The organism is Sinomonas humi (genome assembly GCF_000802235.1).
Taxonomy (GTDB): Bacteria; Actinomycetota; Actinomycetes; order Actinomycetales; family Micrococcaceae; genus Sinomonas; species Sinomonas humi.
Genome location: NZ_JTDL01000138.1, coordinates 27,406 through 41,215, shown reverse-complemented (window position 1 = coordinate 41,215; position 13,810 = coordinate 27,406). Strand labels below are relative to the sequence as shown.

The following is a 13,810-nucleotide window of genomic DNA, read 5'->3' as shown; positions in this document are numbered from 1 at the left end:
GGCAAGATCGTCCCTGAACGGCAAGATCGTTGTTACTGCCGGACGGTCGTGCCCGTCCAGACGGTTGTGCCCCTCTCGGACGGTCGTGCCTCGTCCCGGACGTCACCTCAGTCGTAGCGGGCCTCGGCCCACCATTGGCCCTCGGCCCCAATGAGGAGCCACGCCTCGCCATGGTCGTCGATGACCTGGTAGCGCTCTACGCTCCGGCGATCGTCGGGGTCCCACCATCGCTGTCGCAGAGGCCACGGCCCCGCCCAGCCAAGAACCGGGCGCCGGTCTTGGCCAGATCCGGGCCTGAACCAGGCAGGCGAAGCTGCCGCCCCTCGCTCGTCCACGCGAAGCGGCCGCGCCTCCGCGTCGAGGAGCTCGACCGGTATGGGCTCGGCGAACACCGTCGTGGGCAGGGGAGCAGGGAGGGATCCCGGCCACGGACGTTGGGCCAAGGCGGACGTTTCGGGCGGAGCGTCCTCACCCCACGGCACCATGAGGCAGCGCTCCGCGAGGAGCCGCCCCCCGGCGCTGACCGGATGCAGCACCGAACCGTGTCCGAGCATGCTCTGCAGGCGCCTGAGCCCATGGTCGAGCCGCTCGTCAACGCCGCCGAACAGTGCTTGGCCTCGCAGTCCGATCTGATCGGTCCGCTCAGGCAGCAGGCGGACCTGCACGACAGGCGCTGTGAGGGAATCACCCGTTGAACGCCACGTGGCTGGCCGCCCACCCCTGCGACCCCCCGAGGTCTCGTCCCCCGACTGAAGTTGCCAGCGCACCCTGTCCAAGACGTCGCTTGCCCCGAACTGGCGCGGGTGGCCCCAACAGCGCTCGGATCGCCGCCCGGCGTCGTCCATGATCTGCACCCGCAGTTCCGTGCACGCGAGACCCGCGCGGCGCAGGCCCTCTACGAAATCCTCGGCAAGCGGCCGCAAGGCGAAAGCGATCTGATCGATGCGGTCGAGTCCAGGCTCGAAGTCCGTCGCACGCTCGAGCGGTGTGGGCGGAACGCGAGGCACGATGGCCTGGGGATCGAGCCCGGAGGCCCGCGCATGGGCGAGGGTGCCGTCAGGCCCGAATCGGGAGCGGATTTCGGCTTCCGGCAGCGCCGCGAATGCGCCGAGTGTGCGGATGCCCAGCCGCACGAGGAGCGAGGCGAGTCTGGGATCGTCGAGGGTCGCGATCGGAAGAGGAGCGAGGAAGTCGCGGGAACCTCCTGCCGGGACCACGAAGAGCGCTGCGAGTTCGCTCGCGCGGCGCGCTGCCTGTTCCGCGGCGAAGACCGAGTCAGCCACCCCCACACGCGCCTCAAGCCCGAGTTTGGCAACTGCCTCAAGGGCGGTTCCGCCGGCTTCCTGCTCGCTTCCGAAGAACCTGGCTGCCCCACGCGCTCGCCAAGCGCACAAGCCGGGCCGCAGCACATGGACCCCGGGCAGGTCGCGTTCGACGGCGGCGAGCACCTCATCGAATTCCCTCGCATCGCGTGCCGGGTCGGCTCGAATGGCCGTGAGGTCGGGGCAACGAGACTGGGCCTCCCGCACCCGGAGGCCACGGACGACCCCGGCGGCACGCGCCTCCGCCGAGCACACGGAAACGAGCCCCTTGTCGATCACGGCGGCCGGTACCCGCTCGCCCAGCTCGCCTGCAAGCTGGGCTGCGACGAGTGGCCAGTCAGGGAACCACACGACAAGCGCTCTCGGGAGCGCTGAGGCTCCTACCGGCACGGCCCGGACCGGCACGGTCGTGCCCGCCGCAGCGCGCGCGCTCAAGGCCGCGCCCCTAGGAGCCCCGCTCCGCCCGGCTGTGTCACTCCGCCCGGCTGGGTCAATCCGCCCGCCTGTGTCGGATCGGCGTGAAGCGTTGCGAGGTCCACCATCACCTTCCGCCGCTTCCCGCGCTGGGACCAGGCCAGGTCAACGCGATGGCTGCGTAGGTGTCCGTGTCCATCTCCGAGGCCCTCCCAACGGGAAGCCTCGACGCTCAGGATTCCCTCTGCCTGAGGCCATGGGCCGAGGATGAGGAGGGTGCATCCGCGCTCCCGCAGCCTGGACGAGAGTCGGGAGGCGTGGCCTGCACTGGCTAGGGCTGGAGGCCGGACGAGCAACAGTGGGAGGACGTCCGCAAGGGCCGAGACGGTCACGAGCCAGCGTTCGCCCGGGTCTGGGACGAGGACCGTCCGCTCAAGCGAGATTCCGAAGCCTGCGGCCGCTTCGGTGCCGAAGTCCGGGATGCCGGTGACACCGCACCAGTGGCCCTGTGCGGACGGGCCAGCGAGGAGGGCCATCGCGACGGAGAGGGGCGCTTCGAGTGAGTAGACCGCACCTGCGCGAAGGCCATAGGGGAGCAGGGGCGAGAAAGCGGGCAGGAGGGCGTACGTCGCTTCGCGGTTCCGGCGCCCTTGAAGGAGGTGGATTCGCTCCTGGAGCTCGCGCAGCTGTTCCCCAGCCGAGGCTGCGGACGTGGAGCTGGCGGGAAGCGACATACTCCCCATTTTCGAAACTGTGTTCGATTAAGTCAATCGCGGGCGTGTCGTTTTCGAAGGCTTCCCTGCCGTCGCATTGGCCACGTCAAGGGAGTACATGCAATCTCTGGCCTGTCGGGCCCAGCGGATAGAGTTGGGGCGTGAAATACGCCAACTCCATCGTCGAGCTCATTGGCCATACACCTCTGGTCAAGCTCCAGAAGGTCACCGAGGGGATCAAGGCCACCGTTCTTGTGAAGCTCGAGTACCTCAATCCGGGCGGCTCCATCAAGGACCGTATCGCCCTCAAGATGATCGAGGAGGCGGAACGCAGCGGCAAGCTTCAGCCGGGAGGCACGATCGTCGAGCCGACGAGCGGCAATACCGGCGTAGGCCTCGCGCTCGTGGGCCAGCAGAAGGGCTACAAGTGCATCTTCGTGGTGCCGGACAAGGTCGGCCAGGAGAAGCGGTCGGTCCTCGAGGCCTATGGGGCCGAGGTCGTCGTCACGCCGACGGCAGTCCCGCCGGATTCGCCACAGTCCTACTACGGGGTCTCCGACCGTCTCGTCCGCGAGATTCCGGGCGCGTTCAAGCCTGACCAGTTCTCCAACCCCGGCGCCCCCGCGAGCCACTACGAGACCACAGGGCCCGAGATCTGGGCCGACACCGACGGCAAGGTGACCCATGTGGTCATCGGTGCCGGGACAGGCGGCACCATCTCCGGAACGGGCCGCTTCCTCAAGGACGTCTCGAAGGACCGCCCGGAGTCCGAAGGCGGCCAGGTCACGGTCATCGGCGCGGATCCCGAGGGTTCTGTCTACTCCGGAGGCACAGGCCGCCCCTACTTTGTCGAGGGCGTGGGCGAGGACATGTGGCCCGCGAACTACGACAAGGCCGTTCCCGACGACGTGCTTGCGGTGAGCGATGCGGAGTCGTTCGCGATGACCCGCAGGCTCGCGCGTGAGGAGGGCCTCCTCGTGGGAGGCTCGTCCGGCATGGCGGTCGTAGCTGCCCTCCGCGCGGCGCGGGACCTGCCCGAGTCGGCGATCGTCGTCGTCGTCCTCCCGGACAGCGGCCGCGGCTACCTCGCCAAGATCTTCAACGACGACTGGATGCGTTCCTTCGGCTTCCTCCCCGGCGCTTCTGAGGCAACGGTCGGGGACGTGCTCAAGGGCAAGGACGGGAAGCTCCCCGATCTCGTCCATACGCACCCGAACGAGACCGTCCGCGAGGTCATCGACATCATGACCGAGTATGGCGTGAGCCACCTCCCGGTCCTCTCCAATGAACCGCCGGTCGTCATGGGCGAGGTGCTCGGCGCGGTCGATGAGCGGGCTCTTTCGGCGAAGCTGTTCAAGGGCGAGGCGAAGCTCACGGACAAGATCTCGGAACACATGGGCGCACGCCTGCCCGTCATCGGCTCGCTCGAGAGCCAAGGCACGGCGCGCGAGATGCTCACCGAGGCGGACGCGCTCATGGTGACGTTCGTGGGGGCCCCGATCGGCATTGTCACGCGGCACGACCTGCTCGCGAACCTGAACAAATAGATGCAAGTCTCAGACAAGGAGCTGCACGTGAGCGAGACCAACCAGGGCTTCAACACCCGCGCTGTCCATGCCGGCCAGGAATTCGAGCCGCGCACGGGCGCGGTTGTTCCACCACTCCACTTCAGCACCACCTACGCGCAGGACGGCATCGGCGGCCTGCGCTCGGGCTACGAGTACGGCCGCGGTGGCAACCCGACGCGGGACGCGCTCCAGGAGCAGCTCGCGGCCCTTGAAAGAGGGGCGCACGCGTTCTCGTTCGGCTCGGGCCTCGCCGCCGAAGACGCACTCATCCGCGCCCTGTGCACTCCCGGGGACCGGATCGTCCTCGGCAACGACGCGTACGGCGGCACGTACCGGCTCATCAGCCGGGTGCTGGGCGGTTGGGGCATCCAGAACAAGCCCGTCGACATGGCGGCGCTCGACGACGTCCGGGCTGCGGTTGCCGAGGGCGAGGGTGCGCGGCTCGTGTGGGTCGAGACGCCGTCCAACCCGTTGATGAAGGTCACCGACATTTCCGCGGTCGCCGAGATCGCGCACGACGCCGGGGCCCTCCTCGTCGTCGACAACACCTTCGCGTCGCCCTACCTCCAGAACCCGCTAGCCTTGGGTGCCGACGTCGTCGTCCACTCCACGACCAAGTACATCGGTGGGCACTCCGACGTCGTTGGCGGCGCCGTCGTCGTCAAGGACAGCGAATTGGCGGAGAAGATCGGGTTCGTCCAGTTCGCGGTCGGCGCGGTCTCCGGCCCGATGGATGCCTTCCTCACGACCCGCGGCCTCAAGACGCTCGGCGTGCGCATGGAGCGTCACTCGGACAACGCCCAGAAGATCGCGGAGTGGCTCGTGGGGCGGCCGGGCGTCGAGAAGGTTCTGTACCCAGGGCTGCCGGAGCACCCGGGGCATGACCTCGCCGCGCGGCAGATGCGGCGCTTCGGCGGCATGATCTCGGTCCAGTTCACCGGCGGGGAAGCGGCCGCTCGCAAGGTCGCCGAGGCCACGAGGCTGTTCACGCTCGCCGAATCGCTCGGCGGCATCGAATCGCTCATGAACTACCCGTCCGAGATGACCCATGCCTCTGTCAAGGGCACTGAACTGGCCGTCCCTGAAAACCTCATCCGGCTCTCCGTCGGCATCGAGGATGCGGACGATCTCATCGGGGACCTCGACAACGCGATAAGCCAACTCTGACCCGTCTCAACTGACCGAGAGGACCACCCCACGATGCCGACGTCGCCGTCGACTGCTCCCGCCTGGACCAAGGCGGCCTGGTTCAAGCCCGCCGTGATCGCCGTCGGTGCGGTCGTCGTCCTGGGGATCCTCGTCCTGCTCGCCAAGTGGCTCCGCAGCACGGAAGCCGTCTCCTCGTTCATCGCGACGTACCCGGGCTACGCGTCGCAGCCGGCGGGAACGCCGGTGGGCCTGCCGGTGTGGCTCAACTGGAGCCACTTCCTCAACATGTTCTTCATCGTGCTGATCATCCGCTCGGGCCTGCAGGTCCGGTACACGACCCGGCCCCAGGGCTACTGGAAGCGGAACAACAAGGGCCTGATCAAGACCAAAGGCCAGCCCAAGAAGATCAGCCTCGACCTGTGGTTCCACCTCTCGCTCGACGCCTTGTGGGTGCTCAACGGGCTCATCTACTGGATCCTGCTGTTCTCGACAGGCCAGTGGAAGCGCGTCATCCCCACGAGCTGGGACGTCTTCCCGCACGCCGTCTCGGTCGCGATCCAGTACGCCTCGCTCAACTGGCCCCTCGAGAACGGGTGGACGAACTACAACGCCCTCCAGCTGCTCTTCTACTTCATCACGAGCTTCATCGCGGCGCCTCTCGCGATCCTCACGGGGCTGCGGATGTCCGGTGCATGGCCCTCGAAGGCGCCTCGCCTCAACAAGGCCTACCCGATCGAGCTTGCCCGCAGCGTGCACTTCCCGGTCGCGATCTACTTCGTCGCCTTCGTGATCGTGCACGTCACGCTCGTGCTCACCACGGGTGTTCTCCGGAACCTCAACCACATTTTCGCCGCGAACGACGGCGAGGGCTGGCTTGGGTTCGGGTTCTTCGCCGCCGCCGTGGTCGTCATCGTCGCGGCGTGGTTCCTCGCGCGCCCGCTGTTCCTGCGGCCTATCGCCTCGCTGATGGGCTCGGTGACGCGGAACTGAACGGCGCCGCCTGGGTGCACGTGACCGTCTCGGACGCGATGTACCAGGCTGAGCCGACGTCGCTGCAAGTGAGGACCGCCGCGCCGTCGAGTGTGAGCTCCGTGCCGTCGGGAGTTACCCCTTCGACGGCCCAGACGAGTTCGCCGCGGACGGAGTCGCCGTCGACGTCGAGGCGCCGCAGGGATGCACGGATCGGGATGCCGAGCCGCACCCGGTCGGCCGCCGCCTCCTCGGGGGTGCTTTCGAAGCGTTCGCGACCGAGGTCGTGGCCGATGACGGCTGTCGGGAGATAGAGCGCTCGCAATGCCTCTTCGTCGCCGGACTCGAGGGCGCTTTCCAAGGCCGAGAACAAGGCGTCGAGCGAGCTTACGGGCATCCTGATCCTTCCGCGTGATGAGGCAGCGTTCTGCGCCTCCGCCTAGGAGAGAGCAATGATCCATGGCTCCATGACGCGAAAGCAATCCCCTCGTTGCGCGATGTGACAGCATGGTCACATGCCGCAGCGTGTTCCGCTCCTGCCTGCCCGAGAGCATCGCCTCCGGCTTGCTGAGCTGGGTGTGCTGGACCGCCGTCGGACGCTGTGGGGCCTCGCCCTCGCGATCATCCTGCCAGCCGCGGTGGAGGCGGCCCTTCTTGCCATCGGCTACCACAACGTTGCCATGACGATGCTCCTGCAGCTCGCAGCGGCGGTCGCCGTCGCCGTCGTCGGCGGCCTCTGGCCGGCCGCCGTGGCCGCGGTGGAGGGCTCCCTCCTGCTCAGCTACTTCTCCGTCGCGCCGGTCGGGACTTTCCAGATCGCTGACCCACAGGTCGTGGTCGAGCTTCTCATCTTCCTTGCAGTCGCATGCGCCGTGGGCCTCGCGGTCGGGGCCGCGACCCGTCGGTTCGAGCAGGCGACGCGAGCGCAGGCGGACGCGCGAGCGATGGCAGAGCTCGCGCGGGGCATCCTGGGTTCGGGCGGCCGCGTGCAGGACTTCCTCGAGCGTGTTCGGGCAGCCCTCGGTCTGAGGGCGGTGACCCTCCTGGAACGGCGCGAGCCAGGCACGCCCCGGGCGGTGAGCCCTGGCTGGGAGGTCGTCGCGAGCGCGGGGGAGGCTCCTCCCGTGACGCCTGCTGCGTCGGACGATCTTGTCGTGGCCGACGAGCACTACACGCTCCTCGCCGGCGGACGGGCCCTCGAGCCGGCCGAGCGGCGCATGATGGAGGCCTTCGGCGCCTACCTCGTCGCAATCCGGCAGGGGCGCCAGCTGGCCTCGAGCCGCGAGGCGAACCGGCGCCTTGAGGAAGGCAACACGATCCGGACGTCCATTCTCCGCGCTGTCTCGCATGACCTGCGCACGCCCCTTTCCGGCATCAAGCTGAGTGTGAGCAGCCTCCGCCAGCCCGACGTCGACTTCACGCGGGAGGAGCAGGCGGAGCTCCTTGAGACCATCGAGGACTACACGGACAGGCTCTCCGCGCTTGTCGGGAACCTGCTCGACATGTCCCGCATCTCCGCGGACAGCGTGACGCCGCTCCTGCGGCCGGTCCGGTGGCGCGAGGTGCTTCCGCCGTGGCCGGAGGACGCCGTCGTCGAGGACAGGGTCTCGCCCGGCTGCCCGCCCGTGGAGGCGGACCCTGTGCTGCTCGAACGAGTCGTGGCGAACCTCGTCGAGAACGCCCTCAAGTACGCCCCGGGCCTCCCGCTCGAGCTTGAGGCCGGCCCTGGCGAAGCCGATCCGTCGGGGCGCGCGATGGGGGAGCTGCGCGTCGTCGACCATGGCGGAGGCATCCCACCCGAGCAGCTCTTGGCCGTGTTCGATCCGTTCCAGCGCGTGGGCGACGCGAGCCGGCACGGTGCCGGGATCGGCCTCGGCCTTGCCGTGGCGAAGGGTTTCGTCGAGGCGATGGGCGGGCGTATCTCCGCCGGGCAGACGCAAGGCGGGGGGCTGACGATGCGCATCATCCTTCCGCTCGCCGCGCACGACGGCCATGAGGCCCCACGCGCTGTTCCGCTCGCGAGGGCGCCGGGCGGCACCGCGTCGGGGGGTACCGTGTCCGGCACCGCGTCGGGTAGCGCAACGGGCAGCGCAACGGGCGGCACCGCGTCGGGTAGCGCAACGGGCAGCGCAACGGGCGGCCCAACCCCCGCGGCGCGAGGGGGCAAGGGGTGACCCGCGTGCTGGTGGTCGAGGACGAGGCGCAGATTGCGCGGGCGCTCCAGATCAACCTGCGTGTCCATGGCTATGAAGCGGTGACCGCGCAATCGGGCGAGGCCGCCCTCGAGGCCGCGGCGTCGTCGCCTCCCGATATCGTGGTCCTCGACCTGGGGCTGCCGGGGATGGACGGCGTCGCCGTCATTCGCCGCCTGCGCGAGTGGACGAGCGTGCCGATCATCGTGCTCTCCGCGAGGCACGCGGCCGAGGACAAGGTGGAGGCGCTCGATGCAGGCGCCGACGATTACGTCACGAAGCCGTTCGGCCTCGAGGAACTCCTCGCCCGACTTCGGGCCGCCGCCCGGCGCAGCACGGCCCGTACCGAGGTTCCGCGTGTGCAGACCGCAGACTTCAGCGTCGATCTTGCTGCGCGCCGGGTGGTGCGGGAGGGCAACGATGTTCGGCTCACGCCCACGGAGTGGAGCATTCTCGCCCTCCTCGTGCGGCAGCCCGGCACGCTCGTGACGCAGCGCGAGCTCCTCACCCAAGTCTGGGGGCCCGCCTACGCGAAGGAGGCGCAGTACCTCCGCGTCTATATGGCACAGCTGCGCCGCAAGCTCGAGCAGGACCCTTCCAATCCCCGGCATCTCAAGACCGAGGCGGGGATCGGATACCGCTTCGATCCCTGAAGTCGTAGGCTCCTCCGGGCTCCGTCTCGGTTATTCTGTCCGCCATGAAGTCCGCACGCCTCGTAGCCGTCTGTCGCGTCCAGCAGCTCCTGCCCGATTCGGGCCCCGTGGGCGTGACCGCGATCGACAAGCGGCCAGTCGTGGGGCCGGTCCGTATCCGCAGGCTAGGGCTCCATGGAGACGTCCAGGCTGACCGTGCGAACCACGGCGGTGAGAACAAGGCCGTTTACGCGTACTCAGAGGACGACGCCGGGCTGTGGGCCGGAGTCCTCGGCCGCGAGGTTCCGCCGGGCTACTTCGGGGAGAACTTCCGGGTGGCTGGCCTCACCGCGAGCAACGCCGTCATCGGGGAACGCTGGCGCTTCCCGGGCGGCACCGTCCTTGAAGTCACGATGCCCAGGGTCCCGTGTGCGACGTTCGCACGGCGGGTCGGCGAGGACGGCTGGGTCAAGCGGTTCAAAGCTTCGGGTCTGTCCGGCGCGTATCTCCGGGTGATCACTCCCGGCGACGTCGAGGCGGGCGAACAGTTCGGCGTCGAACACGTCCCTGACCATGGCGTCCGTGTGGGGGAGTGGCTCGCTGACCCCACCCGCGAGCGGGCAGAGGCACTCCTCGACGCCGAGGCCGAGGGCACCATCCGTCTCGCGGCTGAGATCCGGCCCTATATCGACCGCGTACTCGGCCTCGAGGCCTAGACACCCCGAACCATAACCGTCCCACAGCGGCATAGCCGTCGCCGAACGGCATAAACGTCGCGGAACGGCATAACCGCCGCGCGTGCGGGACGCTCGTGCCTCCGAGGGACGGTCGTGCGGCTGGGGGCGGCTTAACCGTCGCGGAACGGCATAACCGTCGCCGAACGGCATAACCGTCGCCGAACGGCATAACCGTCGCGGAACGGCATAACCGCCGCGTGTGCGGGACGCTCGTGCCTCCGAGGGACGGTCGTGAGGACGAGGGACGGTCGTGGGGCCAGGGGACGCGCGTGCTTCCGAGGAACGGTCGTACGGCTGGGAACGGCATAACCGTCGCGCGTGCGGGACGTTCGTGCCTCCGAGGGACGGTCGTGCGGCTGAAGAAGGGTGGTGCGGCTGAGGGGCGGTGGTGCGGCCGAGGGACACGACCGGCCGAGGGGCGGTGGTGCGGCGGAGGGACACGACCGGCCGAGGGGCCTGACCGGCCGAGGGACGCTCGTGCCCCCATCGGCCGGTGGTGCAACCAACCAGCTGGATGTGTCGCCAACACACCGACGTGCAGCCAACCGCCGGCCTGCCGGAAAGCGCCCTGTGCCCAAGCTCACGGCGCCTATGCGACGACGGCGACAAGTCGGCGTCGTCCGTCCTGTAAGATAGATGTATCCCCCACTGCGCCGGTATTCCCTCTTCCTGCCCAATTCTTGAGGCAGGAGTAGTGCGTGTTGGGGCCCGCGAGGCGGGCAGTTTCATAGGGGAGCCGGCTGAAGAAAACGCTGTTGGTGCGCGTGTGGCGCCGAGTGCAGCGAGAAGTCCTGCCATGGGATTGAGACAGCGCCGGGCTTCGGTATTGACCGACGAGCCAACATTCAGGCTCCCCAAACCGGAGGACACCTCTATGTCTGAAACCCTCGATGCCCCCTTCGCCACCAATGAAGAGGCTTCCGAGACCACTGCCCCCGAGACCGAGACTACTGCCCCCGCCGAGCAGCAGAGCGAGGAGGAGCGCGGTGTGCTCTTCACCGACCTCGGCATCGACGCCCGCATTCTCGCAGCGCTGACCGAGGTCGGCTACGAGAAGCCCTCGCCCATCCAGGCGGCAACCATTCCGCTCCTGCTTGAGGGGCGCGACGTCGTCGGCCTCGCCCAGACGGGAACGGGCAAGACTGCGGCGTTCGCCGTTCCGGCGCTCTCGCGCCTCGCGGAACTCCACGACCAGAACGGGCCCTCCCGTTCGACCCAGGCGCTCGTCCTCGCACCGACCCGCGAGCTCGCGCTCCAGGTTGCGGAGGCATTCACGTCCTACGCGAAGCACCTCGAGGACTTCACTGTCCTCCCGGTCTACGGCGGCTCCGCATACGGTCCGCAGCTTGCTGGTCTCCGCCGGGGCGCGCAGGTCGTCGTCGGCACGCCTGGCCGCGTGATCGACCACCTCGAGAAGGGCTCGCTGGATCTCTCCGAGCTCCAGTACCTCGTGCTCGACGAGGCCGACGAAATGCTCCGCATGGGCTTCGCGGACGACGTCGAGCGCATCTTCCAGGAGACCCCGGACGGTCGCCAGGTTGCCCTGTTCTCCGCGACCATGCCGTCGCAGATCCGCCGGATGTCGAAGCAGTACCTCAACAACCCGGAAGAGGTCACGGTCAAGTCCAAGACCACGACCGGGCAGAACATCCGCCAGCGGTACGTGCAGGTCGTGGGCTCGCACAAGCTGGATGCGCTCACCCGCATCCTCGAGGTCGAGGAGTTCGACGGCGTCATCGCGTTCGTCCGGACGAAGATGGCCACCGAGGATCTTGCGGACAAGCTCAAGGCGCGTGGCTTCCAGGCCGCCGCGATCAACGGCGACATCGCCCAGGCGCAGCGCGAGCGCACCGTCGAGGCGCTGCGTGAGGGCAAGATCGACATCCTCGTCGCGACGGACGTCGCGGCGCGTGGCCTCGACGTGGAGCGCATCAGCCACGTCGTGAACTACGACATCCCGCATGACACCGAGAGCTACGTGCACCGAATCGGCCGGACGGGCCGCGCCGGCCGCAAGGGCGATGCGATCCTGTTCATGACCCCGCGCGAGAAGTACCTCCTTCGCGCGATCGAGAAGGCTACGCACCAGGCCGTCGAGCAGATGTCGCTGCCGACGGCGGAGACCGTCAACTCGCTGCGCATGAGCAAGTTCGCCGACCAGATCACGGAGACGCTCGAGTCCGAGGACGTCTCGCTGTTCCGCGACCTCATCGCTTCCTACGAGACCGAGCACAATGTGCCCGCGGCCGAGATCGCGGCAGCGCTCGCGGTGATGGTCCAGGGCGACGCCCCGTTCTTCGTCGAGGAACTGCCGAGCGCTCCGGAGTTCGCCAAGCGCGGGCGGGATCGCGACGGGCGCGACGGCGGTCGCGGCCAAGGGCGCGCGCCGCGCGGCTCGTCTGAGGGAAGCGCGACGTACCGCATCGCAGTGGGTCGCCGTCAGCGGGTGCAGCCCGGCTCAATCGTCGGTGCACTCGCGAACGAGGGCGGTTTCCACTCGAGCCAGATCGGTGGGATCGACATCCGCTCCGACTTCTCCCTCGTCGAACTTCCTTCCGAGCTCTCGAGCGAGCAGTGGAGGGCGCTCTCGAAGACCCGTATCGGCGGTGAGCTCATCAAGCTCGAGCTTGACTCGGGCCGCCGCCCGGCGCGTGACGGCGACGACTGGGGCTCACGAGGAAGCCGCGGCGGTCGCGACCGTGACCGCGGTCCCCGTGACGGTGACTGGGGCTCGCGCGGCGGCCATGGCGGCTTCAGCCGCGATCGCCGGGACGACTGGGGCGACCGCCGCGACCGCCGCGACCGTGGAGGCCGTGAGGGCTTCAGCGGCCGAGGTGGCTTCAGCGGCCGCAGCGGGGCGTCGGGCGGGGCCCGCCGCTTCGGCGGCAGCCGAGGCTGAGCTTCTGAGACGTTGCTCTCGACTAGTTCACTAGCTTGTCATATCTAGTCAAAGCTAGTGACAAGATAGGTCTTATCGTGTCAAGATAGTCGGGGGTGGGCAGCGGAAGCGCGGACTCCCGCGCTGCCGCGACCGAGGTCCGGCTGCAACCTGCTGGGGGGATGCAGCCGGACCTCGTCGTATCTGAGGGGTCGCTAGGCCTTCGTTTCGGACCCTTCGGATGCCCTCGCAGGGCGTCCCCCGTGCCGCCTGCCTGCGATTTGTCGGGGGCTCCCCGCTTCCGGTAAAGTATCTGTCTGTTGCCCCCCTAGCTCAGTGGTAGAGCGCCATCTTGGTAAGATGGAGGTCACGGGATCGATTCCCGTGGGGGGCTCTCTGGCGGTGTAGCTCAGTTGGTTAGAGCGCACGACTCATAATCGTGAGGTCGGGAGATCGAGCCTCCCCACCGCTACGGCCCAAAGGCCCCGGGAGACCGGGGCCTTTGTCGTGTTTCCGGAGTATTCTTGGCGCAGTCCAGGGCGCTCGACTGGCAGGGGGCACATGCCGCAGGGGACCAACAGGCTCGGCCGCAGAAGGCTCATGGCGTGGGCGGCGCTCGCCGTCCTCACGGGCGTGGTCGTAGGCGTGGGTGCCATCCGCAGCCTCCCGGACAGTGCGGGGCCGACGTGGCCCTCATCGGAACCCAAGGTTGTCAGGTTTGCAGCGGTCGGGGACTCCATCACCCAGGGCAACAGTCCTGACTTCAGCGTCGGTCTCACCGGCAGCCTCTCGTGGGTGACGTACGCGCGCTCCCCGCTCGACCTCTTCGCGGGCGGCTGGGCCGCGGGCGGGGCGACGACGGCGCGCATGGCGGCGAATGTGCAACCCGTCAAGGCGGATGTCCTCGTCATCATCGCGGGAACCAACGACCTCGCTCAGGGTGTGCCGTTCGCCGTGACGGAGTCCAACATCGCGCGCATCGTTGAGACCGTCGGTGCGCCGCGCGTGGTCGTCTCGGCGATCCCGCCCCGCAACTCCGCCCCCGCGGCGACGGCAGCGTACAACGCCTCGCTCAAGGCATTCGTGCTGGCCCACAAGTGGGAATGGGTCGATGCTCCTGCAGCGGTCCGTGACGGGGAGCAGTACGCAGCGGGAATGTCCCTCGACGGAATTCATCCCACGGAAGCGGGAGCTGAGGCGCTGGGGCGCGCGCTGGACGCCGCCATCTCCCGTTAG

General features: G+C 68.5%; 11 protein-coding genes and 2 tRNA genes. 10 read left to right on the top strand and 3 right to left on the bottom strand.

From position 1 onward, the window contains the following. Positions 1 to 107: 107 nt before the first annotated feature. A complete protein-coding gene (locus LK10_RS14540; protein ID WP_052207389.1) occupies positions 108 to 1,757 on the bottom strand; it encodes a DNA polymerase Y family protein in 1,650 nt (549 codons plus the stop codon). Beyond that, entirely contained in the window at positions 1,754 to 2,470 is a 717-nt protein-coding gene (locus LK10_RS14535; protein ID WP_052207388.1) for a hypothetical protein, read from the bottom strand. The genes LK10_RS14540 and LK10_RS14535 overlap by 4 nt, the downstream gene beginning before the upstream one ends. A gap of 140 nt (positions 2,471 to 2,610) precedes the next feature. On the opposite strand from LK10_RS14535, the gene LK10_RS14530 reads away from it, so the two are divergent. The 3 genes from LK10_RS14530 to LK10_RS14520 are packed head-to-tail and all read left to right on the top strand — an operon-like array spanning position 2,611 to position 6,156. Further along, positions 2,611 to 3,996 (top strand): cystathionine beta-synthase, encoded by a 1,386-nt coding sequence (locus LK10_RS14530; protein WP_043125098.1) that lies wholly within the window; start codon positions 2,611 to 2,613, stop codon positions 3,994 to 3,996. After that, entirely contained in the window at positions 3,997 to 5,184 is a 1,188-nt protein-coding gene (locus tag LK10_RS14525; RefSeq protein WP_052207387.1) for a cystathionine gamma-synthase, read from the top strand. A 33-nt stretch (positions 5,185 to 5,217) separates the two neighbouring features. Continuing rightward, positions 5,218 to 6,156 carry a cytochrome b/b6 domain-containing protein gene (locus LK10_RS14520; RefSeq protein ID WP_043125095.1) on the top strand — a complete coding sequence of 313 codons (939 nt, stop codon included), beginning with the start codon at positions 5,218 to 5,220 and terminating at the stop codon, positions 6,154 to 6,156. On the opposite strand, the gene LK10_RS14515 is transcribed toward LK10_RS14520, so the two are convergent. Then, the gene (locus LK10_RS14515; RefSeq protein WP_043125092.1) at positions 6,119 to 6,532 is read right to left on the bottom strand and encodes a hypothetical protein; all 414 of its coding nucleotides are present in this window, start codon (positions 6,530 to 6,532) and stop codon (positions 6,119 to 6,121) included. The genes LK10_RS14520 and LK10_RS14515 overlap by 38 nt on opposite strands. A gap of 118 nt (positions 6,533 to 6,650) precedes the next feature. On the opposite strand from LK10_RS14515, the gene LK10_RS14510 reads away from it, so the two are divergent. The 7 genes from LK10_RS14510 (at position 6,651) to LK10_RS14480 (ending at position 13,810) form a co-directional block, all read left to right on the top strand. Beyond that, positions 6,651 to 8,309, top strand: coding sequence for a sensor histidine kinase (locus tag LK10_RS14510; protein WP_081998570.1), 1,659 nt, complete (start codon positions 6,651 to 6,653; stop codon positions 8,307 to 8,309). Continuing rightward, entirely contained in the window at positions 8,306 to 8,980 is a 675-nt protein-coding gene (locus tag LK10_RS14505; protein ID WP_043125091.1) for a response regulator, read from the top strand. The genes LK10_RS14510 and LK10_RS14505 overlap by 4 nt, the downstream gene beginning before the upstream one ends. 44 nt (positions 8,981 to 9,024) lie before the next feature. Beyond that, a complete protein-coding gene (locus LK10_RS14500; protein ID WP_043125088.1) occupies positions 9,025 to 9,675 on the top strand; it encodes an MOSC domain-containing protein in 651 nt (216 codons plus the stop codon). A gap of 895 nt (positions 9,676 to 10,570) precedes the next feature. Beyond that, complete coding sequence (locus LK10_RS14495) at positions 10,571 to 12,595, top strand: DEAD/DEAH box helicase (protein ID WP_197061951.1); 2,025 nt, start codon at positions 10,571 to 10,573, stop codon at positions 12,593 to 12,595. 301 nt (positions 12,596 to 12,896) lie between these two features. Then, a tRNA-Thr gene (locus LK10_RS14490) sits at positions 12,897 to 12,968 on the top strand. Positions 12,969 to 12,972: 4 nt separating this feature from the next. Further along, a tRNA-Met gene (locus LK10_RS14485) sits at positions 12,973 to 13,046 on the top strand. An 89-nt stretch (positions 13,047 to 13,135) separates the two neighbouring features. After that, on the top strand, positions 13,136 to 13,810 hold the full coding sequence (locus tag LK10_RS14480) for an SGNH/GDSL hydrolase family protein (protein WP_081998568.1): 675 nt from the start codon (positions 13,136 to 13,138) through the stop codon (positions 13,808 to 13,810).